Annotated in this window: 24 protein-coding genes and 6 tRNA genes; 20 read left to right on the forward strand and 10 right to left on the reverse strand. The window is 72.7% G+C overall.

Annotated features, from left to right (window positions below; genetic code table 11):
* Window positions 1-23: 23 nt before the first annotated feature.
* From ACFWA9_RS12545 to ACFWA9_RS12560, 4 genes are all read right to left on the reverse strand, one after another.
* Window positions 24-95: transfer RNA gene (locus ACFWA9_RS12545), tRNA-Val, on the reverse strand.
* Between the two features lie 41 nt (window positions 96-136).
* Window positions 137-208, reverse strand: a tRNA-Val gene (locus ACFWA9_RS12550).
* A 34-nt stretch (window positions 209-242) separates the two neighbouring features.
* Window positions 243-316: transfer RNA gene (locus ACFWA9_RS12555), tRNA-Cys, on the reverse strand.
* 40 nt (window positions 317-356) lie between these two features.
* Window positions 357-429 (reverse strand) — tRNA-Gly (locus tag ACFWA9_RS12560).
* A gap of 317 nt (window positions 430-746) precedes the next feature.
* Here ACFWA9_RS12560 and ACFWA9_RS12565 point away from each other — a divergent pair.
* From ACFWA9_RS12565 to ACFWA9_RS12575, 3 genes are all read left to right on the forward strand, one after another.
* Window positions 747-1,796 (forward strand): chorismate-binding protein, encoded by a 1,050-nt coding sequence (locus ACFWA9_RS12565; protein ID WP_380386205.1) that lies wholly within the window; start codon window positions 747-749, stop codon window positions 1,794-1,796.
* 76 nt (window positions 1,797-1,872) lie between these two features.
* Window positions 1,873-2,703 (forward strand): aminodeoxychorismate lyase, encoded by an 831-nt coding sequence (locus tag ACFWA9_RS12570; RefSeq protein WP_352293254.1) that lies wholly within the window; start codon window positions 1,873-1,875, stop codon window positions 2,701-2,703.
* 78 nt (window positions 2,704-2,781) lie between these two features.
* Complete coding sequence (locus ACFWA9_RS12575) at window positions 2,782-3,621, forward strand: GNAT family N-acetyltransferase (RefSeq protein WP_329486843.1); 840 nt, start codon at window positions 2,782-2,784, stop codon at window positions 3,619-3,621.
* 7 nt (window positions 3,622-3,628) lie between these two features.
* Here the strand turns inward: ACFWA9_RS12575 and ACFWA9_RS12580 are convergent, their stop codons facing one another.
* Window positions 3,629-4,129, reverse strand: a complete 501-nt coding sequence (locus ACFWA9_RS12580) for a DsbA family protein (protein WP_329486842.1) — start codon at window positions 4,127-4,129, stop codon at window positions 3,629-3,631.
* A 119-nt stretch (window positions 4,130-4,248) separates the two neighbouring features.
* On the opposite strand from ACFWA9_RS12580, the gene ACFWA9_RS12585 reads away from it, so the two are divergent.
* Window positions 4,249-4,740 carry a hypothetical protein gene (locus ACFWA9_RS12585; protein ID WP_380386210.1) on the forward strand — a complete coding sequence of 164 codons (492 nt, stop codon included), beginning with the start codon at window positions 4,249-4,251 and terminating at the stop codon, window positions 4,738-4,740.
* Between the two features lie 36 nt (window positions 4,741-4,776).
* Here the strand turns inward: ACFWA9_RS12585 and ACFWA9_RS12590 are convergent, their stop codons facing one another.
* Both ACFWA9_RS12590 and ACFWA9_RS12595 read right to left on the reverse strand, forming a co-directional pair.
* A complete protein-coding gene (locus ACFWA9_RS12590; protein WP_352293258.1) occupies window positions 4,777-5,346 on the reverse strand; it encodes a CGNR zinc finger domain-containing protein in 570 nt (189 codons plus the stop codon).
* Between the two features lie 406 nt (window positions 5,347-5,752).
* A complete protein-coding gene (locus ACFWA9_RS12595; protein WP_030056266.1) occupies window positions 5,753-6,166 on the reverse strand; it encodes an SsgA family sporulation/cell division regulator in 414 nt (137 codons plus the stop codon).
* A gap of 194 nt (window positions 6,167-6,360) precedes the next feature.
* Here ACFWA9_RS12595 and ACFWA9_RS12600 point away from each other — a divergent pair, with 194 nt between their 5' ends.
* The 3 genes from ACFWA9_RS12600 (at window position 6,361) to ACFWA9_RS12610 (ending at window position 7,337) form a co-directional block, all read left to right on the forward strand.
* Entirely contained in the window at window positions 6,361-6,873 is a 513-nt protein-coding gene (locus tag ACFWA9_RS12600) for a TIGR02611 family protein (protein ID WP_380386213.1), read from the forward strand.
* Between the two features lie 111 nt (window positions 6,874-6,984).
* A tRNA-Val gene (locus ACFWA9_RS12605) sits at window positions 6,985-7,056 on the forward strand.
* Between the two features lie 209 nt (window positions 7,057-7,265).
* Window positions 7,266-7,337: transfer RNA gene (locus tag ACFWA9_RS12610), tRNA-Val, on the forward strand.
* A gap of 117 nt (window positions 7,338-7,454) precedes the next feature.
* Here the strand turns inward: ACFWA9_RS12610 and ACFWA9_RS12615 are convergent.
* Window positions 7,455-8,222 carry a 3'-5' exonuclease gene (locus ACFWA9_RS12615; RefSeq protein WP_352293261.1) on the reverse strand — a complete coding sequence of 256 codons (768 nt, stop codon included), beginning with the start codon at window positions 8,220-8,222 and terminating at the stop codon, window positions 7,455-7,457.
* A gap of 151 nt (window positions 8,223-8,373) precedes the next feature.
* Here ACFWA9_RS12615 and ACFWA9_RS12620 point away from each other — a divergent pair, with 151 nt between their 5' ends.
* The 4 genes from ACFWA9_RS12620 (at window position 8,374) to ACFWA9_RS12635 (ending at window position 12,846) form a co-directional block, all read left to right on the forward strand.
* Complete coding sequence (locus tag ACFWA9_RS12620; protein WP_380386216.1) at window positions 8,374-8,928, forward strand: DUF4365 domain-containing protein; 555 nt, start codon at window positions 8,374-8,376, stop codon at window positions 8,926-8,928.
* Between the two features lie 31 nt (window positions 8,929-8,959).
* A complete protein-coding gene (locus tag ACFWA9_RS12625; RefSeq protein ID WP_352293266.1) occupies window positions 8,960-10,132 on the forward strand; it encodes a hypothetical protein in 1,173 nt (390 codons plus the stop codon).
* 87 nt (window positions 10,133-10,219) lie between these two features.
* Window positions 10,220-12,199, forward strand: a complete 1,980-nt coding sequence (gene thrS, locus ACFWA9_RS12630; protein ID WP_380386219.1) for a threonine--tRNA ligase — start codon at window positions 10,220-10,222, stop codon at window positions 12,197-12,199.
* Between the two features lie 86 nt (window positions 12,200-12,285).
* Complete coding sequence (locus ACFWA9_RS12635) at window positions 12,286-12,846, forward strand: HIT family protein (RefSeq protein ID WP_380386222.1); 561 nt, start codon at window positions 12,286-12,288, stop codon at window positions 12,844-12,846.
* 79 nt (window positions 12,847-12,925) lie between these two features.
* Here ACFWA9_RS12635 and ACFWA9_RS12640 read toward each other — a convergent pair whose 3' ends face one another.
* A complete protein-coding gene (locus tag ACFWA9_RS12640; RefSeq protein ID WP_352293271.1) occupies window positions 12,926-14,572 on the reverse strand; it encodes a hypothetical protein in 1,647 nt (548 codons plus the stop codon).
* A gap of 184 nt (window positions 14,573-14,756) precedes the next feature.
* Between ACFWA9_RS12640 and ACFWA9_RS12645 the strand changes: the two genes are divergently transcribed.
* Window positions 14,757-15,191, forward strand: a complete 435-nt coding sequence (locus tag ACFWA9_RS12645) for a DUF393 domain-containing protein (RefSeq protein ID WP_329486831.1) — start codon at window positions 14,757-14,759, stop codon at window positions 15,189-15,191.
* A gap of 13 nt (window positions 15,192-15,204) precedes the next feature.
* On the opposite strand, the gene ACFWA9_RS12650 is transcribed toward ACFWA9_RS12645, so the two are convergent.
* The gene (locus tag ACFWA9_RS12650; protein WP_380386225.1) at window positions 15,205-17,253 is read right to left on the reverse strand and encodes an elongation factor G-like protein EF-G2; all 2,049 of its coding nucleotides are present in this window, start codon (window positions 17,251-17,253) and stop codon (window positions 15,205-15,207) included.
* Between the two features lie 278 nt (window positions 17,254-17,531).
* On the opposite strand from ACFWA9_RS12650, the gene pgsA reads away from it, so the two are divergent.
* The 8 genes from pgsA (at window position 17,532) to ACFWA9_RS12690 (ending at window position 24,089) form a co-directional block, all read left to right on the forward strand.
* Window positions 17,532-18,179 (forward strand): phosphatidylinositol phosphate synthase, encoded by a 648-nt coding sequence (gene pgsA / locus ACFWA9_RS12655; RefSeq protein WP_352293275.1) that lies wholly within the window; start codon window positions 17,532-17,534, stop codon window positions 18,177-18,179.
* Window positions 18,179-19,174: a phosphatidylinositol mannoside acyltransferase gene (locus ACFWA9_RS12660; protein WP_352293277.1), complete on the forward strand. Its 996-nt coding sequence runs from the start codon at window positions 18,179-18,181 to the stop codon at window positions 19,172-19,174. Before pgsA ends, ACFWA9_RS12660 begins: the two co-directional genes overlap by 1 nt.
* 40 nt (window positions 19,175-19,214) lie before the next feature.
* Complete coding sequence (locus tag ACFWA9_RS12665; protein WP_329486826.1) at window positions 19,215-20,399, forward strand: glycosyltransferase family 4 protein; 1,185 nt, start codon at window positions 19,215-19,217, stop codon at window positions 20,397-20,399.
* A 96-nt stretch (window positions 20,400-20,495) separates the two neighbouring features.
* A complete protein-coding gene (locus ACFWA9_RS12670) occupies window positions 20,496-20,870 on the forward strand; it encodes a 5-carboxymethyl-2-hydroxymuconate Delta-isomerase (protein WP_380386229.1) in 375 nt (124 codons plus the stop codon).
* A gap of 28 nt (window positions 20,871-20,898) precedes the next feature.
* A complete protein-coding gene (locus ACFWA9_RS12675; protein WP_329486823.1) occupies window positions 20,899-21,444 on the forward strand; it encodes a hypothetical protein in 546 nt (181 codons plus the stop codon).
* A 155-nt stretch (window positions 21,445-21,599) separates the two neighbouring features.
* Window positions 21,600-22,511: a pyridoxal 5'-phosphate synthase lyase subunit PdxS gene (gene pdxS / locus ACFWA9_RS12680; RefSeq protein WP_329486822.1), complete on the forward strand. Its 912-nt coding sequence runs from the start codon at window positions 21,600-21,602 to the stop codon at window positions 22,509-22,511.
* Window positions 22,512-22,607: 96 nt separating this feature from the next.
* On the forward strand, window positions 22,608-23,231 hold the full coding sequence (gene pdxT / locus ACFWA9_RS12685; protein ID WP_380386232.1) for a pyridoxal 5'-phosphate synthase glutaminase subunit PdxT: 624 nt from the start codon (window positions 22,608-22,610) through the stop codon (window positions 23,229-23,231).
* A gap of 99 nt (window positions 23,232-23,330) precedes the next feature.
* Window positions 23,331-24,089, forward strand: a complete 759-nt coding sequence (locus tag ACFWA9_RS12690) for a YebC/PmpR family DNA-binding transcriptional regulator (protein ID WP_329486820.1) — start codon at window positions 23,331-23,333, stop codon at window positions 24,087-24,089.
* Window positions 24,090-24,151: the final 62 nt, after the last annotated feature.

Below are 24,151 nucleotides of genomic sequence, written 5' to 3' on the forward strand. Positions count from 1 at the left end.
AGCGGACCCCGAAGGATCCGACGTGCGCGATACTGGGATTGAACCAGTGACCCCTACCGTGTCAAGGTAGTGCTCTCCCGCTGAGCTAATCGCGCCTGGTGTGGCGGTCCTGCAGCGGACCCCGAAGGATCCGACGTGCGCGATACTGGGATTGAACCAGTGACCCCTACCGTGTCAAGGTAGTGCTCTCCCGCTGAGCTAATCGCGCGGGGAGGTCGCCCGGTCGAACCGGTCGTACCTCTTGGAGGTGGAGACGGGATTTGAACCCGTGTAGACGGCTTTGCAGGCCGTTGCCTCGCCTCTCGGCCACTCCACCAGGCAACACTCGAAGAACGATCTTACACTGTTCTCCATCGAGCGGACGACGAGATTCGAACTCGCGACCCTCACCTTGGCAAGGTGATGCTCTACCAACTGAGCCACGTCCGCCTGTCTCCCGGGGGTCTCACCGCTTTTGTGCGGCTGCGCTCCCTGGCGACGTGTTGAACTCTAGCGGATTCCCGGGCCAGCTAAAAATCCGTTCCCGCAGCGTGCCGCGGGGGTGCCCCCGGGGTGCCGCCCCGTCAGCCGTTCCGGGTGGCCACCGCCCCCACCTGCGGCGCACCCGACGGTCAGCCGCCGGCCACCCGGCGCACACCCGCGCGACGCCCGCACCTGCTCACGCCCCCTGCGGCGGCCCGACCCCCGCCCGCGCCCCCGACCTACACTTCAGGCACCGCAGCCCCACCAGCCCGCGCAGGAGAACCGTGTCCGGCCAGCCCGTCCCCCACAGCCCGCTCGCCCGCTTCGGCGGCCGCCTCGCCACCGGGCTGCGCGACGTCACCTCGGACCCGGCCGCCCTCGACTCCGCCGGCTTCTGGGCCGTCGTCCACGACTTCGAGGGCCGCCTCACCTGCGCCCGCTTCGACGACGTCCGCCCCGCCCCCGCGCCCCCGTCCGGCGCGGGCTGGCTCGGCCCGGCCGCCGACAGCTGGCACAGCTCCCTGGACCGCGCCGCCTACGAGGCCGGCGTCCGCCGCATCCGCGACCACATCGCGGCCGGCGAGGTCTACCAGGCCAACCTCTGCCGCGTCCTCTCCGCGCCGCTGCCGGACCGGGACCGCACCGACATCGACGCCCTCACCGGTCTGCTCGCACACGGGAACCCCGCCCCCTACGCGGGCACCGTCCGGTTGCCCGGACACGGCGTCGAGATCGCGACCGCCTCGCCCGAGCTCTACCTGCGCCGCGACGGCCGCACCGTCTCCTCCGGCCCGATCAAGGGCACCGGCCGCACCGAGGCCGACCTGCTGGAGAAGGACCACGCCGAGAACGTGATGATCGTCGACCTGGTCCGCAACGACCTCGGCCGGGTGTGCGAGACCGGCACCGTCACCGTCCCCGACCTCTGCGTCGTCGAGAAGCACCCCGGCCTCGTCCACCTGGTCTCCACCGTCCAGGGCACCCTGCGCCCGGAGGCCGGCTGGCCCGAACTCCTCGGCGCGACCTTCCCGCCCGGCTCCGTCACCGGCGCCCCCAAGTCCAGCGCGCTGCGGATCATCGACGCCCTGGAGACCGCCCCGCGCGGCCCCTACTGCGGAGCCGTCGGCTGGGTCGACGCCGACCGCGGCGAGAGCGAACTCGCCGTCGGCATCCGCACGTTCTGGATCGACCGGACCGACCCCGGCGCACCCGTGCTGCGCTTCGGCACCGGCGCGGGCATCACCTGGGGCTCCGACCCGGCGCGCGAGTGGGCGGAAACCGAACTGAAGGCCGCCCGCCTGGTCGCGATAGCGTCGGGCACCGCAACCGACTGAAGCGGGACGCACACCCCCGGGCCACCACCGACCCAGGCTCACCGCACCGCGCAACCGCCTTGAGGAGCAGCCCTCGATGCAGCACCCCACCAAGAGCTGGGTCAACGGGTCACTCGTCGACTCCGCCGACGCCGCCCTGTCCGTCCTCGACCACGGCCTCACCACCGGCGACGGCGTCTTCGAGACGATGAAGGCCGTCGACGGCCGGGCCTTCGCCGTCACCCGTCACCTCGACCGGCTCACCCGCTCCGCCCGCGGCCTCGGCCTGCCCGACCCCGACCACGACCTGGTCCGCGAAGCCTGCGCCCAGGTGCTGGCCGCCAACCCGATGCCCCTGGGCCGCCTGCGCCTCACCTACACCGGCGGCATCGCCCCGCTCGGCTCGGAGCGCGGCCAGGACGCCCCCACCCTGGTCGTCTCCCTCGGCACCGCCGCCCGCCGCCCCGACACCACCGCCGCCGCCACCGTCCCGTGGCGCCGCAACGAGCACAGCGCCGTCGCCGGCCTCAAGACCACCTCCTACGCCGAGAACGTCGTCGCGCTCGCCGCCGCCCACCGCGTCCAGGCCTCCGAAGCCCTGTTCGCCAACACCGCCGGGCAGCTCTGCGAGGGCACCGGCTCCAACGTCTTCGTCGTCCTCGGCGGCCGCCTGCTCACCCCCACCCTCGCCTCCGGCTGCCTGGCCGGCATCACCCGGCAGCTCGTCGTCGACTGGTGCGGCGCCGAGGAGACGGACCTGCCGCTGGACGTGCTCCGGGAGGCCGACGAGATCTTCCTGACCTCCACCCTGCGCGACGTCCAGGCCGTCACCCGGATCGACGACCGTGAACTCGCCGGACCGGGCCCCGTCACCACCAAGGCCCTGGCCGTCTTCACCGAGCGCAGCGGCGACGACCTCGACCCCTGAGCCCCACCACACCGGCCCCGGACTCCTCGCGGCCCCCCGGCGGATAGAACACCCGGGCGGCGGGGAAGGGACCACGACATGACCACCACGCTGCGCCCCGAGGGGCCGGAGTCACCCGCCGCCGGCGGCCGCACCAGACGCTGGCAGATCTGCGCCAACGGCCGCCCGGTCGGCGCGCTGCGCACCACCGCCATTCGCCGCGGCAATCAACTCTGGGGTGAGATATCGGAGTTGGAGGTGCACGAGGGGCGCGGCCGGGGGCGCGGCACCTTCGGTGCGCTCGCGGCCGAGGAGGTGCTCCGCGGCTGGGGCTGCACCCGGGTCGACGCCGACGTCCCGGAGGCGGCGCCGGCCGCCCGCGGCCTCGCCGTCGCCCTCGGCTACACCGAGCGGATGCGGAACATGGCCAAGCGGCTCGCCGCCCCGCCCGCGCTCCCGGCCGGCGTCGCCGCGCGCCGGATCGACGCCGAGGCCTTCCCCGGGTGGCTGGCCGACGCCAAGGAGGGCTATCTGTCCGACCTGGTCTCCTCCGGCCTCGGCGCCGAGCAGGCCCGCGCCAAGTCGGACGCCGACCACCAGTCCCTGCTGCCGCAGGGCGCCGACAGCCCCGGCGTGGCCCTGCGCCGGCTCTACGGGGACGCGCCGGACCCGCTGGGCTCGCTCTGGCTTGCCCTGCGGGTCCGGGACCTGCCCGACGGCGCCCCGCTCGCCTGGGTGATGGTCGTCGAGGTGGCCGAGGCCCACCGGGGCGCCGGCCACGGCCGCTCGCTGATGCTGCTCGCCGAACGCGAGTGCCTGGCCGCCGGTGTGAGGGACCTCGGGCTCAACGTGTTCACCGGGAACGCGGTCGCGATCCGGCTCTACGAGTCGCTCGGCTACCGGGTCACCAACCGGGTCTACGGCAAGCCGCTGACCTGACTTGGCGTCAGGACGCCTTCGCCGCCTCGATGACGGCGACGATCCGGTCCCGCAGGCCGTCCTGGCTCTGCCCGCCGTCCAGCCGCTTCCCGCCGATCACATACGTCGGGGTGCCCCGCACCCCGATCGCCTTCCCCTCGGCCTGGTCGGCGTCCACGATCAGCGTGTGCCGGCCGTCGACCAGCGCGGTGTCGACCTCCTCGGCATCCACTCCCACGGCGCGGGCCACCTCCAGCAGCACCTCCTCGCCGCGAGCCGCCAGGTCGTCGACCCGCTCCAGCAGGGCCTCCACGTACGGCCACCCCAGGCCCTGGGCGAACGCCTCCTCGGCGGCCTGCGCCGCGGCGTACGCGTGCTTGTGCTTCTCCAGCGGGAAGTGGCGCAACTCGACGACGAGCGCGTCACCGTACTGCTCGCGCAGCGCCCGGACGTCGTCCAGGGCGGTGCGGCAGTCCGGACACTGGAGCTCGCACCAGAACTCGAGACGGGGGAGGGAACCTTCGATCATGCCCCCAGTGTTCCACTAGTGGGCACCGCGCCGTCCCGGCGGTGTGCCCGGGCGCCGGCCGGAAGCGACGGGAGGTCCGACCCGATGACGAGGACAACTGGACGTGACGGAGTGCCGCCGTGCTGACGGCGGCGGTCTCCTTCGTGCTCACCGCCGCGGGCGTGGCCGTCGCGGGCCTGCGCGCCTACCGCCGGCGCTACCTCTCCGCGACCCGCTGGTTCGCCGTGGCGCTGCTGCCGGCCGGCCTCTACCTGACCGGCCTCTTCCCGGTGGCGCGCACGATCGGCAGCGAGCTCGCCGACTGGGCGACCAAGCTGGTGTTCGACCCCCGGGTCTGGACGGGCATCGCGCTGCTCGCGGTGTCGGCCGCCCTGCTGGTCACCACCCGCTGGGCGGGCCGCCGCCGCGCGGTGGACGCCACCGGCTCCGCGCCGCCCGCCGCCGGGCCCGCCCCGGGACGGGCCGCCGTCACCGGTGCACCGGCCGGCCGGCCCTCCGCCGCCCCGAAGGCCGCCGCTCCCAGGAGCACCGCGCCGAAGGCGGGCAAGCGGGACGACGGCCTCGGCGACTTCGCCGACATCGAGGAGATCCTGCGCCGCCGCGGCATCTGAACGCGGCGGTCACGGCGAGCGGGGGCCGGTGAGCGCTCAGGCGGAGGGCACGGCCTCCGCCGAGCGCTGGCGCGCCCGGTAGGCGGCGACGTGCAGCCGGTTCCCGCAGGTCCGGCTGTCGCAGTAGCGCCGGGACCGGTTACGGGAGAGGTCGACGAAGACGCGGGCGCAGTCCGGCGCCTCGCAGCGGCGCAGCCGCTCGCGCTCGCCCGCCGTGAGGATGAACGCCAGGGCCATGCCCAGCTCGGCCGCCAGGTGGTCGTGCAGCGCGGCGTGCGGGGCGAAGTAGTGGATGTGCCAGCCGTGGTGGTCGTGGTTGGTGAGCCGGGGCGTGGTGCCGGCGGCCGCGACCAGCGCGTTGACCAGCTCGGCGGCCTCCGCCGTGGACTCGGTGCCGAACACCTCCCGCAGCCGGGTGCGCAGCTCCTGCACCTTGCGCAGGTCGTCCTCGGTCAGCGAGTCGATCTCGCTGATCTCCTGGCGGACCACGAAGGCGTCCAGCGCGGCCACGTCGGGCAGCAGCTCGCTGCCGCACACCTCGGGCGCCGTGTTGAGCAGCTCGACGAGGATGCTCAGCGCGCACTCGGTGTCATGGGTGATCAGCACGTGGGGGCTCCTCGCGCGGAGGGGGCCGTCGGCACCCCGCGTCTACGGTCAGTCTCAGACCTTACCGGGCCCCGCAGCGGCGGGCCGCCGCTTCGGTCGAAGGCGTGTACGGATTGCGACGGGGTGTGCGGGCGGCCGTGTCGCGGACCCGCGAAGTCCGATCACCCACCGCCGGGAAACAGCGGCGCCCGGCAGCGAGGCCGGCCACCCGTACGGATGGCCGGCTCCAGTGCCGGGCGCCTGCGGTGCTGCAGTCCGCCCCGGTGGGGGCGGACCGTTTCACCGGCCCCGAGTCCGCGTCGTGCGCGGCTGAGTCGTGCTGCCGTGCCCCCGAGTAGGACGGCAGCGGTGACAGCAGGGGGTTACGGCCCCGCCGACGGCGGGGCGTGACCGCCTCCGGTCGGGGTCAGCTTTCGGCGAGGATGTGGGACAGCTCCCGGTCGAGGTCGAAGTGACGGTGTTCGGTGCCGGGCGGCACGGCGGCGTCCGTGCGCTTGAGAAACGACTCAAGCGCTCGGGCCGGGGCCTCCAGCAGGGCTTCTCCTTCCGGAGAGCTCAGCGCGATGCAGACCACCCCTTGCCCGTGACTGCGCGAGGGCCAGACCCGGACGTCGCCGGTGCCGGTGGGTCGATGCAGCCCCTCCGCAAGGAGATCTCGGGCGAACACCCACTCCACCGTCTCGTCGGCGCCGGTGTGGAACGTGGCGTGCACGGCATAGGGGTCGGCGGTGTCGTAGCGCAGGCCCGCGGGGACGGGCAGTGAGGACTCGCTGGACACGATGAGGCGCAGGTGCAGCTCGCAGCTGACCGTGGTGTTCATAAGCGCCATGGCCTTTCGCTCAGTGTGCGCTCGGGGAATCGCACGTCGGCGAACGGACCATCCCACCTCCACGACCGATGTAAACCCCTCTGTCCCGATTCGGGGCCGAGTCGTACCCCTTACGGCGCATTGCGGAATCGGCACGGAGTGCCCGCCGGGGCATTACCGGGCCACTTCTCGGTTAGTTTCCTGGCATGACTGTGCGAAGCGACAAGGCGCGCGGGAACGCGGGCGGGAACACGAGAACGGGTGATGCGGTCGTGCCGGACGACTCGGGGGTACCCACGCCGGACGGGGACGGGGCGCAGGACGCGGCGGGCGCCGACGGCGGCCGGCCGCTGGGCTCGCGCGCGCCGCACTTCATCCGGCGGTCCAGGCCGCTGCACCTGAGCTGGCAGGTGGCCGTCTTCCTGGTCGGCCTGGCGGTGGTGGTGGCCGGGGTGATCATGCTGCCGCTGCCCGGCCCCGGCTGGGTGGTCATCTTCCTGGGGATGGGCGTCTGGGCCACCGAGTTCGTCTGGGCCCAGCTGGCCCTGCGCTGGACCCGCCGCAAGGTGGCCGAGGCGGCGCAGAAGGCGATGGACCCGAGGGTCCGCCGCCGCAACATCACACTCACCGCGATCGGCCTGGCGGTGATCGCCGGGATCGGCGCCTGGTACCTCTGGAAGTACGGGCTCACCATGCCCTGGAAGATCGACCGGCACTGACCCGGCCGCGGCGACCGGTGGCGGCCCGTTCGGGTGACGGGTCGGGGCGGGGGCCCGGGGCGGGCGTGTTCGGAGCACCCCGGGGGATGCGGTAATGTTTTCCCTGCACCCGGGCGATTAGCTCAGCGGGAGAGCACTTCGTTCACACCGAAGGGGTCACTGGTTCGATCCCAGTATCGCCCACCGGAATGCATTGTGATATGTGAGGCCCAGTCGATTATCGGCTGGGCCTCACATGTATTTCCGCAATCCCGTGAACTGCCGCCGGAGAATCGGACTGAGGCGCAGTCACCTTCCGCGCGGAGCGCGAGTTCTGCCGATGCGCCGGCCGCCCGGGCTGGTGCGAGTTGTACGACACCCCCCGAATGGTGCTACTGTTCTTCTCGTTGCCCGGGCGATTAGCTCAGCGGGAGAGCACTTCGTTCACACCGAAGGGGTCACTGGTTCGATCCCAGTATCGCCCACCGGACAGCACGCAGGCCCCGATCGGATACCGATCGGGGCCTGTTGCGTTCGTGGACCGAGCGACCGAGCGACCGAGCGACCGATCCGGCGAGCGCCGGCCGTCGCATCCGGTCCGGCTACGCCGCGACCTCGCAGCTGTGCTCCGCCGACAGCCGCCGTCCGCACCCGCAGCGGGCCGGGCGCAACGGCCAGGAGAAGTCCACCCGCTCCGGCGTCCCCGAGCGGTCGAACCAGTTCTGCAGCCCCCGGGCCTGCGCGGCGTGCCAGACCGCCTGCCGCAGGTGCAGCTCGGCCGCCGACAGCCCGCCCAGCGCCGCCGGGTAACGCGCGCCGATCGTCCGGACCAGCCCCAGGGCCGCCGTCGCGTCGGCCGCCGCGTCGTGCGCCCCGGTCAGCTCCACCCCGTAGTGCGCGCACAGGTCGGTCAGCGTGCGCCGGCCCTTGCGGTAGCGGTCCACGTGCTTGTCCAGCACCCGGGGATCGAGCACCAGCAGCCCGTCCGGGCCGAGGGCGTCCGCCAGCGCGGTGGCCCGGTGGCGGCGCAACTCCCGGTCCAGCAGCGTCAGATCGTACGGCGCGTTCATCACCACCACGGGGTGCCCCGCGCGGCTCTGCTCGGCGAGGGCACGGGCGATCTCCGCCACCACCGTCTGTGCCGGGCGGCCGTGCGCGCGCACCCGCTCGTCGCCGATGCCGTGGATCGCCCGGGCGCCGTCGGGTATCGGCACGCCCGGATCGGCCAGCCAGGAAGTGGTCCGCGGTGCCGCGCCCGGGCTGAGTTGGACGACCAGGGCGGCCGAGACGATCCGGTCGGTCTCGACGTCCACGCCGGTGGTCTCGGTGTCGAAGGAGGCGAGCGGACCGGTGTACCAGTGCTGCTGCATGACTGCCCCTCAGGTACTGCGATTCCCGCCCGGGTGATACCCGCTCCTGACGCCCCTTCAACCGTTTGGCCCTGTCCGGGCCGGGCACCCTGCGATCAGACGACCCGTTCGAATCCGGACGGGCCCGCGGGCCGGGGGAGGCTACGGGGCGATGACGCTGACAGAGCCGCAGCCCGACGGGGCGGCGGCCGTCCTGCGGGGCGATCTGGCCGTGACGGCCTGCATGGAGACACTGCAGGTCGGCTATCTGCACGCGGTGGCGGCGGCGGCCGGCTGCTCGCTGTCCCAGCCCTTCCCCGACAACGGCATCGACTGGCAGGTCAGCCACGGCTCGCGCGCCCACGCGGTGGACGACGAGGTCACCGTCAAGATCCAGCTGAAGGCCACCGCACAGACCGCACCCGATCCGCGCGGACCCTTCTTCAGCTTCACCCTGGACAACGACCACCTGCGCAAGCTCGCGCGGGAGCGGGTCGCGGTGCCCCGGATCCTGGTCGTGATGCTGCTGCCACGCCGGGTCGACCGCTGGCTCTCGGCCGGCCCGGACGCGCTGGAGCTGCGGCACTGCTGCTACTGGGTCAACCTGGCCGGACACCCGGTCACCGGGCAGCGGCGGACCAACGTCCGGGTGCCCACCGCGAAGGTGTTCGACGACCGGGCACTGTGCGACATCATGGCGCGGGTCGGCGCGGGCGGCAGCCCGTGACGGCCCGGCCCCGGCGGGGAGGAGCAGGACCATGACGCTGCCACACGGGCCGCAGGAGGTCTCCCGGGCGCTGCCCGACCCGGCGGCCGTCGACCCGGCGGTGCTCACCACGCTGCTCGCCCGGCACGGCTGGGTCCGGCGCGGCGGCCCCTCGGCCCGGTACGGCCGCTGGACGCCCCCGGGCGACTCCGACCCGGGCACCAGCCTGCTGGTCCCGGCCGGGGAGGGCTTCGACGACGCCGTCGAGCTGCTCGCCGACGCCGTCACCGCGCTGTCGCGCTCCCGCAGCCCGTCCGCCCGCTCGATCCTGCTCGCCCTGGCGGTGCCGGGGGACGAGCTGCAGTGGCGGCGCGAACTCCCCGGGCCGGCCGGCACCGCGCCCTGGGACGGCGCCGAGCGGCTCCAGCGGGCGGCCCGGGCGATGCTGGCGGCCGGCGCCAAGGCCGGGCGGACCAGGGCCGCCTACTTCGGCGCCCGGCTGGACACCTGGGCCGGGGACTTCCTGGAGCAGGTCCTGGTGGTCGGCGGCGGTCCGGCGGCGGACGGCGCCGCCGGACTCACCGCGTACACCCCGGCGCCCGAGGGGCGGGCGGTGGTCACCACCCTGGTCCGCGCCCTGGAGGCGCTGCGGGACGCCGTGGACTACCGGCGGGTCAGCGGCGGCCCGGAGGCCTTCGAGAACGCGGTGCAGGCGGGCGTCAGCCGGGAGCTGGTGCAGTCCGTCGAGGACCTGGTGCGCGGCGCCACGGCGGCCCAGCTGTCCGTCGCCTGGTCGGCCGCCGCCGGCCCGCCCGGCGGTTTCGGCGACCGGCGGATCGCCCTGGAGTTCTCCCCCGGGGACCTGCCCGCGCTGGAGGAGGCGGCCGCCCTGCTGGAGCGGATCGAACCGGCGGTCGCCGTCACCGTGGTCGGCCTGGTCGTCCGGCTCAAGCGCGCCGACCCCGCCGGACCGGGCACCGTCCGGCTGAAGGTGCTCGGCGGCGCGGAGGTCAGCGAGGTCCGGGTGCGGCTCGCCGACCCCGCCTACCGGGTGGCCGTCGAGGCCCACCTGGCCGGGGCTCCGGTGCGGGTCAGCGGCCGGCTGGAGCGCCGCGGCGGGTTCCGGCGGCTCACCCACCCGGGAGCGCTGGAGCCGTGCGGTCTGGAGGAGGCCGAGCGGGAGCGGCTGCTGAAGACCCTGGGAGAAGGGGGAGCGGGGGCGTAGGTGCACGGCGGGGGTGGTGCTCTCGGTACCATCGTCACGCGCAGCGCCGTGTTGCGTCCTATGAATCCAGCACGTCAGGAGAGACCGGTGACGGACGTCCGGGTAATCATCAACCGCGAACCCGATCGGGAAGAGCGCGTGGTGACCACGGGCACTACGGCCGCCGAGCTCTTCGCCGACGACCGCTCGATCATCGCCGCCCGCATCGCCGGCCAGCTCAAGGACCTCGCGTACGCCGTGCAGGACGGCGACGAGGTCGAGCCGGTCGAGATCGGCAGCAAGGACGGCCTGGACATCCTGCGCCACTCCACCGCGCACGTCATGGCCCAGGCCGTGCAGCAGCTCTTCCCGGAGGCGAAGCTCGGCATCGGCCCGCCGGTCAAGGACGGCTTCTACTACGACTTCGACGTCGAGAAGCCGTTCCACCCCGATGACCTCAGGGCCATCGAGAAGAAGATGCAGGAGATCATCAAGAAGGGCCAGAAGTTCTCCCGCCGGGTGGTCACCGACGAGGCCGCCGCCGAGGAGCTGGCCGCCGAGCCGTACAAGCTGGAGCTGATCGGCCTCAAGGGCTCCGCCGCCACCGCCGGCGAGGGCGCCGACGTCGAGGTCGGCGCGGGCGAGCTGACCATCTACGACAACCTGGACGCCAAGAGCGGCGACCTCTGCTGGGGCGACCTCTGCCGCGGCCCGCACCTGCCGTCCACCCGGCACATCCCGGCCTTCAAGCTGATGCGCAACGCCGCCGCCTACTGGCGCGGCAGCGAGAAGAACCCGATGCTGCAGCGCATCTACGGCACCGCCTGGCCGACCAAGGACGAGCTGAAGGCGCACCTCGACTTCCTGGTCGAGGCCGAGAAGCGCGACCACCGCAAGCTCGGCAACGAGCTCGACCTCTTCTCCATCCCCGAGGAGATCGGCTCCGGCCTCGCCGTCTTCCACCCCAGGGGCGGCATCATCCGCCGCGCCATGGAGGACTACTCGCGCCGCCGGCACGAGGAGGAGGGCTACGAGTTCGTCTACACCCCGCACGCCACCAAGGGGAAGCTCTTCGAGAAGAGCGGCCACCTGGACTGGTACGCGGACGGTATGTACCCGCCCATGCAGCTCGACGAGGGCGTGGACTACTACCTGAAGCCCATGAACTGCCCGATGCACAACCTGATCTTCGACGCGCGCGGCCGCTCGTACCGTGAACTGCCGCTGCGCCTCTTCGAGTTCGGCACGGTGTACCGGTACGAGAAGTCCGGCGTGGTGCACGGCCTGACCCGCGCCCGCGGCTTCACCCAGGACGACGCGCACATCTACTGCACCCGTGAGCAGATGGCGGAGGAGCTCGACTCCACGCTGACCTTCGTGCTCAACCTGCTGCGGGACTACGGTCTGACCGACTTCTACCTGGAGCTCTCCACCAAGGACCCGGTCAAGTTCGTCGGTTCGGACGAGGCCTGGGAGGAGGCCACCGCCGTGCTCGCGAACGTGGCCGAGAAGCAGGGCCTGCCGCTGGTCCCGGACCCGGGCGGCGCGGCCTTCTACGGCCCGAAGATCTCCGTCCAGGCGAAGGACGCGATCGGCCGGACCTGGCAGATGTCGACCATCCAGCTCGACTTCAACCTGCCCGAGCGCTTCGACCTGGAGTACACGGCGGCGGACGGCTCGCGTCAGCGGCCGGTCATGATCCACCGTGCGCTGTTCGGTTCGATCGAGCGGTTCTTCGCGGTGCTGCTGGAGCACTACGCCGGCGCCATGCCGCCGTGGCTGGCCCCGGTCACCGTGACCGGCATCCCGATCACCGACGAGCACGTGCCGTACCTGCTGGAGGTCGCGGCCGAGCTGAAGAAGCGCGGCATCCGGGTCGAGGTCGACACCTCGGACGACCGGATGCAGAAGAAGATCCGGAACGCGCAGAAGAGCAAGGTGCCGTTCATGCTGATCGCGGGCAACGACGACGTCGAGGCGGGCGCGGTGTCGTTCCGCTACCGCAACGGCGAGCAGAAGAACGGCGTGCCGCTCGCCGAGGCGGTCGCCGAGATCGTCGACGCGGTGGAGCGTCGCGTCCAGGTGTGACCTCCCGCCCCGCGTCAGCGGGGTTCGCGGGGCAGTCTCCACACGGAGTCTGCCCCGCACTGCTTTGCAAGCCACGCCGGGCGAATATGCTGATCAGCATGACGACTGAGCCGGAACTGCAGCGGGGCGTCGGCGAGCCGGACGGCTTCCGCCGCCTGTGGACCCCCCATCGGATGGCCTACATCCAGGGCGAGAACAAGCCCACCGGTCCGGCTCCGGACGACGGTTGTCCGTTCTGCTCGATCCCGTCGCTGAGCGACGAGGAAGGGCTGGTCGTCGCGCGCGGGAGCTCCGTGTTCGCGGTGCTCAACCTGTACCCGTACAACGGCGGGCACCTGATGGTGGTCCCGTACCGGCACGTCGCGGACTACACCGAGCTGGACGACGCGGAGACGGCCGAGCTGGCCGTGTTCACCAAGAAGGCGATGGCGGCGCTGCGGGCGGCCTCGGGCGCGCACGGGTTCAACATCGGGATGAACCAGGGCGCGGCGGCGGGCGCCGGGATCGCGGCGCACCTGCACCAGCACGTGGTGCCGCGCTGGGGCGGGGACACCAACTTCATGCCGGTGGTCGGCCACACCAAGGTGCTGCCGCAGCTGCTGGCGGACACCCGCAAGATGCTGGCCGAGGCCTGGCCGCAGGGCTGAACCGCGGGGCTGAACCGCAGGGGAAAGGGGCCCACCGAAGAACCGGTGGGCCCCTTTCCCCTGCTCTGCGTCGGGCCGCTCAGCCGGCGTCGTACTGGTCGACCTTGTAGGGCCGGGTGCCCTGCGCCTCGGACTTGATGATCGAGGCGCGGTTCTTGAAGAAGCGCTCGGTGTCGAGGTCGTGCTCCTCCAGGAACTCCAGCACGGCCGCGTGGACGGCGGTGAGCACCGGGGTGGCGGCGTTGAGCGCGTTGTCGGTCATCGACCGGGTGTTCCAGGGCGGCGCGGCCCAGACGTGGCGCAGGCCGAACGGCTCGGGCAGGCCGAGGCCGCCGCCGAGCCAGGCGAGCAGGCCGGGGCTGCGGTGGAGGGGGGCGCGGACGGCCTGCCGGACCACCTCGTCGTTGTCGATCAGCGGGAGCTTGACCGTCCGCTCCTCCCAGAACTTCAGGCTCTTCGGGACGGACTTCTCCTTGTCCTTGGGCTTGTCGGAGAAGACGCCGTTGACCGGGCCGAGCGCGTAACCGGCCACGCTGACGTTCATGGTGTGCGCGAGCAGGACGACGGTGACGGTGAAGGTGAGCACCAGCTTGCCGTCGTGGGTGACGAACTGGGTGGCGAGGTAGTGCCGGGGGCCGCCGGGGAAGGTCTGCTTGTCCGCTATGGCCTGGACGGCGAAGTCGCGCATCCGGTCGCCGTCCATGTCGGCGTTGCCGGGGCGGCCGATCTCGTCGGCGCCCTCGCCGACCTCGAAGACCACCCACTGCTTGACGGCGACGTTGGGAATGCCGCTGTTGGCGACCTCGCTGATGCCGAGGCCCTTGAGGTGCCCGGCGATCTTGCGGACGAGGTCCCAGGGGTGGAACGCGCGGAAGTCGGCGTGGCCCTCGGCCGGGCGCAGGGCATCGACCATCTTCCACTCGCCCCAGCGCCGGCCGGCGCCGAGGATCCCCTTGGGACCGGCGTAGTGCTGGATGTTGGTGTCCTGCTCGGCTTCGAGCCGGCCGAGCTTGGCCCGCAGGTCGGCGGCCTTCTTGTCCAGGTCGTCGCGCGGGACGGCCATGGGGACGGTCGCGGCCACGGCGTTGCCCTCGACGAGGTCGCGCCAGCGGTTGCGCAGGTCGACGGCGGTGCCGACGACGATGCGCTTGGCAAGGTACCAGCCGACGACCGGTGCGAGCATCACGATGCGCAGGTAGACGCCCAACAGGCCGCCGGCGGGCGGCTTGAGGGCGAGCAGCACGCCGACGGCGGCCGCCACGAGGAGGACCACCGCGCCGACGACGCCGGCGTTCCTGGGGCTGTCCCGCTTGAGCCAGGCGCGGAGCTGGAAGGCGCCGAGCCAGACCAGGGCGCCGGGCAGGAAGAGCAGACCGGTGACGAGGGTGACGGTGGTGAGCCGGCGGTCTCGGGCGGCGCGCAGGTCCTCGGCGGCCAGGCAGTGCTCGACGATCTGCCGGGTGTCGATGCCGAAGGACGGGACGAGGGGCTTGCGGTCGCCGCCGAGGGTGCGTCCGATCACGGCGCGGCTGAAGGCCTCGCCGAGGTTGGGGCGGAAGAGGGCGAAGCGGCCCTTCTTCTCGGTGGCGTTGGCGACGGTCTCGACGAAGCCGCGGACCTCGCCGTCGCGGTAGGCGGCCGAGGAGAGCGCCTGGGTGACGGCGGTCTGCGGGCCGGTGTCGGTCCGGGGTATCTGCGCACCCGGGGTCATGTCGAGTGTCGTCACGGTGGCTTCCCCTCCTCCCCTTGTCAGCGGCAGGGTACCGCGCCGCGGTACCGGCGCGCGGATGATCGTCTGAAGTGCCGTCACGTTCGGGCCAGTACGCGCTCGTGGGGCATGATGCCCACCTTTGCGCCGTGCGATACCCGTGTGCGGGGGGTGGACGGGCGCAATGGTGCACGATGGGCGCATGGGCCGTACGGAGGGAGCCGTGATGAAGGATCCGGTGCTGGTTTTCGACGGGGACTGCGCGTTCTGCACGACGTGTGCCGGCTGGGCGGAGCGGTACCTGCGCCAGACCCTGGCGTCGGGCGGCTGGGAGGCGGAGCCGTTCCAGTTCGCGGATCTCGCCGGGCTGGACGCGCTGGCCGGCGGGCGCGGCGAGGTGTCCTGGGAGCGGGCCGGGCGCGAGGTGCTCTGGGTGACGCCGGCCGGCCGGGTGTACGGCGGTGCGCAGGCGGTGGCGCGGCTGCTGATGCGGTCGGGCGGGGTCTGGGCGTACCTGGGCGGGGTGCTGGCGCTGGCGCCGGTGCGGCCGCTCGCGGACGTGCTGTACCGCTGGGTGGCGAAGAACCGGCACCGGATGCCGGGCGGGACGCCCGCCTGCGCGCTGCCGAAGCGCTGACGCTCCGGGGCCGTCAGGCGGTGTGCTTGGCCGCGAGGGCGGCGGGCATGGGTTCGTGGCGCAGATGGGCGCGGGAGAACTCGGCGGTGCCGTGGGTGAGGGAGCGCAGGTCGACGGGGTAGCGGGCGAGTTCGAGCTCGGGGACCTCGGCGCGGAGCAGGGTGAGGCCCGGGCCGCCGGTCTCGGTGCCGAGGACCCGGCCGCGGCGGGCGGAGAGGTCGCCGAGGACGGCGCCGAGGTAGTCGTCGGGCAGTAGGACGCTGACCGCGGAGACCGGTTCGAGCAGTCGGATGACGGCGTGTTCCGCGGCGTCGCGCAGGGCGAGGGCGGCGGCGTTCTGGAAGGCGGAGTCGGAGGAGTCGACGGAGTGCGCCTTGCCGTCGGTGAGGGTGACCCGGATGTCGACGAGCGGGTACCCGGCGCCGACGCCCTTGGCGAGCTGGGCGCGGACGCCCTTCTCCACCGAGGGGATGAAGTGCTTGGGCACGGCGCCGCCGACGACGTGTTCCCGGAACTCGAAGCCGGCGCCGGCCGGCAGCGGTTCGACCTCCAGCTCGCAGATCGCGTACTGGCCGTGCCCGCCGGACTGCTTGACCAGTCGGCCGTGGCCGGCGGCGGCGGTGCCGAAGGTCTCGCGCAGGGCGACCTTGGGTTCGACGGTGTCGACGTGGACGCCGTGCCGGCCGCGGAGCCGGTCGAGGACGACCTCGGCGTGGGCCTCGCCGGTGCACCAGAGGACCAGCTGGTGGGTGTCGGGGTTCTGTTCCAGGCGCAGCGCCGGGTCTTCGGCGGTGAGCCGGGCAAGGGCCTGGGAGAGCCGGTCGTCGTCGCCCTTGCTGTGCGCCTCGATGGCGATCGGCAGGAGCGGTTCGGGCAGCGGCCAGCCGTCGAGCTTCACGGGGTGGCCGGGTTCGTGGACGGTGTCGCCGGGGCGGGCGGTGCTGACCTTGGCGGCGCAGACGAGGTCTCCGGCGACGGCGTGCGGGACGGGCCGCTGGAGCTTGCCGAACGGGCTGGTGAGGCCGGTGACGCGTTCGTCGCCGGTCTGGTCCTCGGGGTGGTCGGGGCCGGTGAGGTGGATGTGGGTGTCGGGGCGCAGGGTGCCGGCGTAGATCCGCAGCAGGCTGATCCGGCCGACGTAGGCGTCGGCGGTGACGCGGACGACCTGGGCGGCGAGGGGGGCGTCGGGGTCGCAGTCCGGGCCGGGGCGGGTGCGTTCGGTGGGGTCGGGGAACGCGGTGGTGATGAGGTCAAGGAGTTCGGCCGAGCCGAGGCCGCGGTCGGTGGTGGGCAGGGCGGGGTGCAGGGCGCAGGCGAGGACTTCGCGGCGCAGACCGGCTTCGAGGGCGTCGGTGTCGAGCGGTTCGCCGGCGAGGTAGCGCTCCATGAGGGTGTCGTCCTGGCCGGAGATGGCTTCGACGAGGCTCTCGCGGGCGGGGCCGGTGTCGGGCAGCGGTTCGGCCTCGCCGTAGGTGCGGCCGGTGAGCAGGTCGACGGTGCCGGCGGGGTGGCCGTCGTGGTGGACGGGGAGGAAGAGCGGGCGAAGGGTGTCCGGGCCGAGCCCGAAGGCGTCGTGGCAGGCGGTGAGGATGTCGTCGAAGTCGCTGCGGGCGATGTCGAACTTGGCGACGGCGATGGCGCGGGGGATGCCTTCGGCGGCGCACTCGCGCCAGAGGGCGCGGGTGGGGGTGGTGACCGGGTCGGTGGCCGAGACGACGAAGACGGCGCCGTCGGCGGCGTGCAGGGCGGCCCGCAGGTCGGCGGTGAAGTCGGGGTGGCCCGGCGGGTCGATCAGGTTGACCTTGACGCCGTTCCATTCGAGGGGGAGCAGTGAGAGCTGGACGGAGCGCTGCTGCTGGTGCTCGATGTCCTCGTGGTCGGAGACGGTGTTGCCGTCGGTGACGCGGCCGGCCCGGCCGAGGGCGCCGGCGGTGAGGGCGAGGGATTCGGCGAGGGTGGTCTTGCCCACGCCGCTGCAGCCGATGAGGACGACGTTGCGCAGCAGTCCGGGGTCGGTGACGCTGGGCGCCTGGCCGGATCGTGCGGTGCTGCGGTCGGGCATCGGGGTCTCCTCCCGTCGCGCCGAGGCTGACGTGAAAAGTCTAGGGGCGGTGTTCGCGGGGGCGCGTGTTCTGGGGGTGCGCGGTGACCGGGTGTGTGCGGCCGTGCGCCGGGGGTCGCGGGTGGGCGGGCGGTGGGGGCGGGCGGGCGGTGCGGTGCGCGGAGGGGCGTCGTGGGCGTGACTACGATGGGTGCGCCGGGTGGGCTGATCCGTCCGGCCGTCTGCCGCGTACTCCGCCGCAGGCGGGTACCAGGGAGATCGGAGCGGTTCGGAAGGCCATGCTCAACAAATACGCGCGTGCCTTCTTCACACGTGTCCTGACCCCGTTCGCCGCGTTCCTGATCCGGCTGGGGGTGAGCCCGGACGCCGTGACGCTGATCGGTACCGCCGGTTCGGTCGCCGGTGCGCTGGTGTTCTTCCCGCGTGGGGAGTTCTTCTGGGGCACCATCACGATCACGCTGTTCATCTTCTCGGACCTGGTGGACGGGAACATGGCGCGGCAGCTGGGCCGGTCGACCAAGTGGGGTGCCTTCCTGGACTCCACGCTGGACCGGGTCGCGGACGCCGCGATCTTCGGCGGGCTGGCGATGTGGTACGCGGGCGGGGGCGACAACGATCTGCTCTGTGCCGTGGCGATCTTCTGCCTGGCCAGCGGCCTGGTGGTGTCGTACACCAAGGCGCGGGCGGAGAGCCAGGGGCTGCCGTGTGATGTGTCGGGGCTGGTGGAGCGGGCCGAGCGGCTGGTGATCAGTCTGGTCGCGGCCGGCGTCGCGGGTCTGCACACCTTCGGGGTGCCCTATGTGGAGTGGCTGTTGCCGGTGGCGCTGTGGCTGGTGGCCGCGGGCAGCCTGGTCACGGTGTTCCAGCGGATGCTGACGGTGCGCCGCGAGGCGTTCGAGGCCGACCGAGCGGCGGCCGGGAGCTGATGGGGGGCGGGCCTTCGGTGAAGGACCGACTGGTGTACTCGGCCTACGCGTCGGGCTGGGCGGTGCTGCGGCACCTGCCGGAGCCGGTGGCGCGGGGCCTGTTCGACCGGATCGCCGACTTCGCCTGGCGCAGGCGCGGCAAGCGGGTGCTCCAGCTGGAGGCGAACCTGCGGCGGGTCCGGCCGGGGCTGGACGAGGCCGGGCTGCGGGAGTTGTCGCGGGCCGGGATGCGGTCGTACATGCGGTACTGGATGGAGTCCTTCCGGCTGCCGGTGTGGAGCCGGCAGCGGGTGGCCCGCGATGTGCAGGTGGCCGGCTTCGAGCAGCTGCGGGAGGCGATGGAGTCCGGCCGCGGTGCGGTCGTCGCCTTGCCGCACATGGGGAACTGGGACCTCGCGGGCGCCTGGGTGGCGCTGGAGGGGTACCCGTTCACCACGGTCGCGGAGCGGCTGAAGCCCGAGAAGCTGTTCGACCGCTTCGTGGCGTTCCGGGAGAGCCTGGGCATGGAGGTGCTCGCGTTGACCGGCGGCGGGGTGAACGTCGTCGGTACGCTGGCCCGCCGGCTGCGGGAGGGGAAGCTGGTCTGCCTGGTCGGCGACCGGGACCTCTCGGAGGCCGGGATCGAGGTGTCCTTCTTCGGGGAGGCGACCAGGATGCCGGCCGGTCCGGCGGCGCTCTGCCAGCGGACCGGGGCGGCGCTGCTGCCGGTCTCGCTCTGGTACGACGGCCCGCTGCTGCGGGCGCGGATCCACCCCGAGATCGTTCCGCCGCCGGAGGGGGACCGCAAGGAGAAGACCCAGGCGATGGTGCAGGCCATGGCTGACGTCTGGGAGCAGGGGATCCGCGAGCACCCCGAGGACTGGCACATGCTGCAGCGGTTCTGGCTGGCGGACCTGCCGGTCCGCGCCGCGGTGGAGGAGCCGGCGCGGCCGGCCGGCGCCGCCCGCCCCGCTCCGGCCGCCGGCGAGCCCGCCGCCGAGGCCTCCGGGCCCTGACCCGCCGCACCCGCCGCACCTACAGGATCACGAGGAACCAGTGAAGATCGGCATCGTCTGCCCGTACGACTGGGACGTTCCCGGCGGGGTGCAGTTCCACATCCGGGACCTGGCCGAGCACCTGATCGGCCTCGGCCACGAGGTGTCGGTGCTGGCGCCCGCGGAGGACGACGAGGCGCTGCCGCCGTACGTGGTCTCGGCGGGGCGGGCGGTGGCGGTGCCGTACAACGGCTCGGTCGCGCGGCTGAGCTTCGGCATCCTCTCGGCGGCCAGGGTCCGGCGGTGGCTGAACGAGGGCCGGTTCGACATCCTGCACGTGCACGAGCCGGCCTCGCCGAGCCTGTCGATGCTGGCCGCCTGGTCGGCGTCGGGGCCGATGGTCGGCACCTTCCACACGTCCAATCCGCGGTCGCGGGCGATGATCGCGGCCTCGCCGATCCTGCAGCCCGGCCTGGAGAAGATGCGGGCGCGGATCGCGGTGAGCGAGTACGCCCGGCGGACCCTGGTGGAGCACCTGGGCGGAGACGCGGTGGTGATCCCCAACGGGGTGGACGTCGGCTTCTTCGCGGAGGCGGAGCCGGACGCGCGCTGGACGGGTGGGGCGGCGTCCGGCGAGCCCGGCACGATCGGTTTCATCGGCCGGATCAACGAGCCGCGCAAGGGCCTGCCGACGCTGCTGGCGGCCCTGCCGCGGATCCTGGCCGAGCGGCCGGGGGTGCGGCTGCTGGTGGCCGGCAAGGGCGACGAGGAGGAGGCGGTCGCCGGCCTGGCGCCGGAGGTCCGCGCGCAGGTGGAGTTCCTCGGCATGGTGAGCGACCGGGACAAGGCCCGGCTGCTGCGCAGCGTCGACCTGTACGTGGCGCCGAACACCGGTGGCGAGAGCTTCGGGATCATCCTGGTGGAGGCGATGTCGGCGGGCGCCCCGGTGCTGGCGAGCGACCTGGACGCGTTCAAGCAGGTGCTGGACGGCGGGGACGCGGGGGAGCTGTTCCCGGTGGAGGACGCGGACGCGCTGGCCGCGGCGGCACTGCGGCTGCTGGGGGACCCGGGCCGGCTGGAGGAGCTGCGCAAGGCGGCGTCCCGGCACGTGCGGCGGTTCGACTGGTCGACGGTCGGTGCGGACATCCTGGCGGTGTACGAGACGGTGACGGCCGGCGCGGTGGCGGTGGTCGGCGAGGACGAGCGCGGCGGCCGGCGCGGGCGGTTCGGGCTGGCCCGGGACTGACCCGGGCGTCCGGGGGCCGGTCGGCCGGGAATCGGCGGGGGCCGTCCGGGGTTGGGCTGCCTGAACCACCGATCATCGTGACCCTGGAGGCACCGGATGCCGCAGATCTCCGTCGACTACTCCCCGAGCCTGTCCGGCGCCTTCGACCGGCGTGCGCTGGGCCTGGCGATCAACCGGCTGGTGGTGAAGACCATCGACGCGAGCCCGGAGGCGTGCAAGACGGTCTTCCGCGAGGTGCGGGACTTCGTGGTGGGCGTGGAGGACGGCGAGGGCGCGGGCGACGCCCAGGTGTACGTCGAGTTCCAGATCTTCCCGGGCCGTACCCCGGAGGCGAAGGCGGCGCTCAGCGACGCCGTGCTGGCGCTGCTGGCGGAGCGGATCGCGCCGGCGCCGGGCACCCGGCTGTTCACCGCGGTGAACGTCGAGGACATCGACCGCGCCAGCTACCGGAGTGCCACCGTCGGAGGCTGACGCCGGGCACCCGGTAGCGTAGCGCCCCGTGACTACCTGGATCTGGGCCGCCGTGGCCGTGGTGCTGTTCGGCATGTACCTGAGTTGGACGGCCGGCCGACTGGACCGGCTGCACGCCCGGATCGACGCCGCGCGGGCGGCGCTGGACGCGCAGCTGGTCCGGCGGGCCTCGGTCGCGATCGAGCTGGCGGCCTCCTCGCTGCTGGACCCGGCGGCCTCGCTGCTGCTGCTGGACGCGGCGCACGCGGCCCGGCAGGCCGACGACGAGCAGCGCGAGGTGGCGGAGAGCCAGTTGAGCATGGCGCTGCGGGCGGTGTTCGCCGAGCCGGAGCAGGTCGCGGTGCTGGTGGCCGAGCCGGGCGGCGAGGAGGCGGTCAAGGAGCTGACGGCCGCGGTGCGCCGGGTGCCGATGGCGCGGCGGTTCCACAACGACGCGGTGCGTGCGGCCCGGGCGGTGCGCGAACACCGGCTGGTGCGCTACTTCCGGCTGGCGGGCAAGGCACCGTTCCCGATGGCCTTCGAGATGGACGACGCCCCGCCGTCGGCGCTGACCCCGGAGGGTGCTCCGGCCTGAGGAGCGGGCGTCTCACAGGCCGGACCGGGTGTGCCCGGATCCGGCCTGTTTGTCGTATCCCGTCGGCCAGCCTGGACTTGATGGCGCATGGAAAGACCATTTCTTCCGCCTACCATAGGGCGATAGCACTGGTTCATCTTCGAGTGAGGTCTCACGTGTCCACCACCCCCACCACCGCAGACCAGCCGCAGATCGGTACCGCCCGGGTCAAGCGCGGCATGGCCGAGCAGCTCAAGGGCGGTGTGATCATGGACGTGGTCAACGCCGAGCAGGCCAAGATCGCCGAGGACGCCGGCGCTGTCGCCGTCATGGCGCTGGAGCGGGTGCCCGCCGACATCCGCAAGGACGGCGGCGTCGCGCGCATGTCGGACCCGAACATGATCGAGGAGATCATCGCCGCGGTCTCGATCCCGGTCATGGCGAAGTCCCGGATCGGCCACTTCGTCGAGGCCCAGGTCCTGCAGTCGCTCGGCGTGGACTACATCGACGAGTCCGAGGTGCTGACCCCGGCCGACGAGGTGAACCACTCGGACAAGTGGGCGTTCACCACGCCGTTCGTCTGCGGTGCCACCAACCTGGGCGAGGCCCTGCGCCGGATCGCCGAGGGTGCGGCCATGATCCGCTCCAAGGGCGAGGCCGGCACCGGCAACGTCGTCGAGGCGGTCCGCCACCTGCGCCAGATCAAGAACGAGATCGCCCGGCTGCGCGGCTACGACAACAACGAGCTGTTCGCCGCCGCCAAGGAGCTGCGCGCTCCGTACGAGCTGGTCAAGGAGGTCGCCGAGCTCGGCAAGCTGCCGGTCGTGCTGTTCTCCGCCGGTGGTGTGGCCACCCCGGCCGACGCCGCGCTGATGCGCCAGCTCGGTGCCGAGGGCGTCTTCGTCGGCTCCGGCATCTTCAAGTCGGGCGACCCGGCCAAGCGTGCCGCCGCGATCGTCAAGGCCACCACCTTCTTCGACGACCCGAAGATCATCGCGGACGCCTCCCGCAACCTGGGCGAGGCCATGGTCGGCATCAACTGCGACACCCTGCCCGAGAGCGAGCGCTACGCCAACCGCGGCTGGTAGTCGGCCCCGCGCCCAGCGCCGGCCCGCCGCAGCGCCTCGGCGCGCGGCGGGCCGCGCCACGTACACACGACGTAACGATCGAAGAGGTTTGAGACCGTGAGCACTCCAGTCATCGGCGTCCTCGCCCTGCAGGGCGATGTCCGCGAGCACCTGGTCGCGCTGGCCGAGGCCGACGCGCTCGCCCGCCCGGTGCGCCGTGCCGAGGAGCTGGCCGAGGTCGACGCGCTGGTGATCCCCGGCGGGGAGTCCACCACCATGTCCAAGCTGGCCCTGCTGTTCGGCGTGATGGAACCGCTGCGCGAGCGGGTCGTCGGGGGCATGCCGGTCTACGGCACCTGCGCGGGCATGATCATGCTGGCCGACAAGATCCTGGACGGCCGCGACGACCAGGAGACCGTGGGCGGCATCGACATGACCGTGCGCCGCAACGCCTTCGGCCGCCAGAACGAGTCCTTCGAGTCCGGCATCGCCTTCCGCGGCCTGGACGACGCCCCGGTGCACGGCGTGTTCATCCGCGCCCCCTGGGTCGAGGCCGTCGGCGCGGGCGTCGAGGTGCTGGCCGAGCTGCCGGCCGCCGACGGTCCGGAGAGCCGCGTCGTCGCCGTCCGCCAGGGCAACCTGCTGGCGACCTCCTTCCACCCCGAGCTCACCGGCGACCACCGGGTGCACGGCTACTTCGTGCGGATGGTCGAGGAGCACCTGGCGGCGGCCGCCCGGTAACGCTTCGCCGCCGCACGCGGACCGTGTGCACCCCACCGGTGGCGGCACCGGTAAGATCCCTCCTGTTCATTTCCCTTTGGCGACGTAAAGGAGCTGGCGATGTCCGGCCACTCTAAGTGGGCTACCACCAAGCACAAGAAGGCCGTGATCGACGCCAAGCGCGGCAAGCTCTTCGCCAAGATGATCAAGAACATCGAGGTGGCGGCGCGCACCGGCGGCGGCGACCCGGCCGGCAACCCCACGCTGTACGACGCCATCCAGAAGGCGAAGAAGAGCTCCGTCCCGATCGACAACATCAACCGCGCCGTCAAGCGCGGCTCGGGTGCGGAGGCCGGCGGGGCCGACTACTCGACGATCATGTACGAGGGCTACGGCCCGAACGGTGTCGCCGTCCTCATCGAGTGCCTCACCGACAACCGCAACCGCGCCGCCTCCGACGTGCGCGTGGCGATGACCCGCAACGGCGGTTCGATGGCCGACCCGGGCTCGGTCTCGTACCTGTTCAACCGCAAGGGCGTCGTGATCGTCCCCAAGGCCGACGGCGTCGACGAGGACAAGCTGTTCGAGGTCGTCCTCGACCAGGAGCCCGAGGAGATCAACGACCTCGGCGAGTCCTTCGAGATCGTCTCCGAGGCCTCGAAGATGGTCGCCGTCCGGACCGCGCTGGTGGACGCCGGCGTCGACTACGACTCGGCCGAGGCCAACTTCCTCCCGAGCATGCAGGTCGAGCTGGACGTCGACGGCGCCCGCAAGATCCTGAAGCTGATCGACGCCCTGGAGGACAGCGACGACGTGCAGAACGTCTTCGCCAACTTCGACATCAGCGACGAGGTCGGTGCGCAGCTCGACGCCGAGTGATCGTTCCCACTCCCCGGCCCGGTGGTCCCACGACCACCGGGCCGGTGTCGTCGGTGGGACTG

Origin of the sequence: Kitasatospora sp. NPDC059973, from assembly GCF_042737525.1 — a bacterium.
Lineage (GTDB): Bacteria > Actinomycetota > Actinomycetes > Streptomycetales > Streptomycetaceae > Kitasatospora.

Bases quoted from the DNA above. Each gene is read 5' to 3' on its own strand.
- ACFWA9_RS12615 (WP_352293261.1), bottom strand. From the start codon at position 8,222: ATGCAGCAGCACTGGTACACCGGTCCGCTCGCCTCCTTCGACACCGAG.
- ACFWA9_RS12580 (WP_329486842.1), bottom strand. From the start codon at position 4,129: ATGATCGAAGGTTCCCTCCCCCGTCTCGAGTTCTGGTGCGAGCTCCAG.
- ACFWA9_RS12575 (WP_329486843.1), top strand. From the start codon at position 2,782: ATGACCACCACGCTGCGCCCCGAGGGGCCGGAGTCACCCGCCGCCGGC.
- ACFWA9_RS12660 (WP_352293277.1), top strand. From the start codon at position 18,179: ATGGGGGGCGGGCCTTCGGTGAAGGACCGACTGGTGTACTCGGCCTAC.
- pgsA (WP_352293275.1), top strand. From the start codon at position 17,532: ATGCTCAACAAATACGCGCGTGCCTTCTTCACACGTGTCCTGACCCCG.
- ACFWA9_RS12570 (WP_352293254.1), top strand. From the start codon at position 1,873: ATGCAGCACCCCACCAAGAGCTGGGTCAACGGGTCACTCGTCGACTCC.
- ACFWA9_RS12645 (WP_329486831.1), top strand. From the start codon at position 14,757: ATGGGCCGTACGGAGGGAGCCGTGATGAAGGATCCGGTGCTGGTTTTC.
- ACFWA9_RS12635 (WP_380386222.1), top strand. From the start codon at position 12,286: ATGCTGATCAGCATGACGACTGAGCCGGAACTGCAGCGGGGCGTCGGC.
- ACFWA9_RS12620 (WP_380386216.1), top strand. From the start codon at position 8,374: ATGACGCTGACAGAGCCGCAGCCCGACGGGGCGGCGGCCGTCCTGCGG.
- ACFWA9_RS12625 (WP_352293266.1), top strand. From the start codon at position 8,960: ATGACGCTGCCACACGGGCCGCAGGAGGTCTCCCGGGCGCTGCCCGAC.
- ACFWA9_RS12690 (WP_329486820.1), top strand. From the start codon at position 23,331: ATGTCCGGCCACTCTAAGTGGGCTACCACCAAGCACAAGAAGGCCGTG.
- ACFWA9_RS12670 (WP_380386229.1), top strand. From the start codon at position 20,496: ATGCCGCAGATCTCCGTCGACTACTCCCCGAGCCTGTCCGGCGCCTTC.
- ACFWA9_RS12650 (WP_380386225.1), bottom strand. From the start codon at position 17,253: ATGCCCGACCGCAGCACCGCACGATCCGGCCAGGCGCCCAGCGTCACC.
- ACFWA9_RS12595 (WP_030056266.1), bottom strand. From the start codon at position 6,166: ATGAACACCACGGTCAGCTGCGAGCTGCACCTGCGCCTCATCGTGTCC.
- ACFWA9_RS12600 (WP_380386213.1), top strand. From the start codon at position 6,361: ATGACTGTGCGAAGCGACAAGGCGCGCGGGAACGCGGGCGGGAACACG.